Annotated in this window: 2 protein-coding genes and 1 pseudogene; 2 read left to right on the top strand and 1 reads right to left on the bottom strand. The window is 61.7% G+C overall.

Features of this window, described 5'->3' with window-relative positions; translation table 11 throughout:
* A pseudogene (locus C2U70_RS31930) lies at positions 1-303 on the bottom strand (30S ribosomal protein S12 methylthiotransferase RimO); the annotation flags it as partial.
* A gap of 115 nt (positions 304-418) precedes the next feature.
* On the opposite strand from C2U70_RS31930, the gene C2U70_RS31925 reads away from it, so the two are divergent.
* Both C2U70_RS31925 and C2U70_RS31920 read left to right on the top strand, forming a co-directional pair.
* Entirely contained in the window at positions 419-1009 is a 591-nt protein-coding gene (locus C2U70_RS31925; protein ID WP_140982601.1) for an ANTAR domain-containing response regulator, read from the top strand.
* The coding region (locus C2U70_RS31920) for an ABC transporter substrate-binding protein (RefSeq protein WP_140982600.1) at positions 1006-1116 on the top strand (111 nt) is incomplete at its 3' end. The genes C2U70_RS31925 and C2U70_RS31920, both read left to right, overlap by 4 nt.

The raw sequence follows: 1116 nt of genomic DNA, 5'->3' as shown, positions 1-1116 counted from the left end.
GCCGGTGATCGACAGCACGCCCGGATAGGCCTGCTCGATCTGTTCGGGCTCGGCGCCCATGCAGCCGGTGACGATCACCTTGCCGTTCTCGGCCATGGCCTCGCCGATCGCCGAGAGCGATTCCTGCTTGGCGCTGTCGAGGAAGCCACAGGTGTTAACGATGACGATGTCGGCGCCATCATGCTTGCGGGCAAGCTCGTAGCCTTCGGCGCGAAGCCGTGTGATGATGCGCTCGGAATCGACCAATGCCTTGGGACACCCGAGCGAAACGAAGCTGACCTTGGGCGCAGCCGCCTGTTGCATAACCTGAATCTGCCTGATTGACAGGCTGGAGCTAGTCCTAATTTCCACCAATTACAACCCTTTGCAGGGCGTTCCGGCGTGCTATGGATGCATCCGCCGGGGTGGTGAGTGAGCGATGAGCGCCGAACAGTCGCCTAAAATTGTGATTGTCGACGAAAGCCCGGTCCGGGCCGCAATCCTTGAGGAGGGGTTGCGTGAGGCGGGCTTCACCCAGGTCGTGCATATCAGCGAGATGCAGAGCCTCTTGGCGCGCATCTATTCGGTCGACCCCGACATCATCCTGATCGACCTCGAAAACCCCAGCCGCGACGTGCTGGAAGCCATGTTTCAGGTCAGCCGCGCGGTGCGGCGCCCGATCGCAATGTTCGTCGACCAGAGCGATTCCGCCTCGATCCAGGCCTCCGTGGAGGCGGGGGTGTCCGCTTACATCGTGGACGGGCTGAAGAAGGAGCGGATCAAGCCGATCCTCGACCTCTGCGTGTCCCGATTCAACGCCTTCGCAAAACTCCAGGAGGAACTGGAGCGGACCAAGTCGCAGCTCGAGGACCGCAAGGTGATCGAGCGGGCCAAGGGTCTTTTGATGAAGATGAAGGGCCTCAACGAGGACGAGGCCTATGTGCTGCTGCGCTCCACGGCGATGCGCGAGAAGAAGAAAATCGGCGAGATCGCGCAGTCGATCATCACCGCGTCGGAGATGCTGAAATGACCGGATCGCTGCGCATTGGGTTCATCCCGCTGGTGGACGCCGCCGCGCTGATCGTGGCCGTCGACAAGGGTTTTGCGAGCGCCGAAGGGCTCGACGTCACGCTGGTG

The organism is Bradyrhizobium guangdongense, assembly GCF_006483445.1.
Taxonomy (GTDB): domain Bacteria; phylum Pseudomonadota; class Alphaproteobacteria; order Rhizobiales; family Xanthobacteraceae; genus Bradyrhizobium; species Bradyrhizobium guangdongense_A.
The sequence above is the reverse complement of the archived record's forward strand: the minus strand, read 5'-3'. Positions and strand labels throughout refer to the sequence as shown.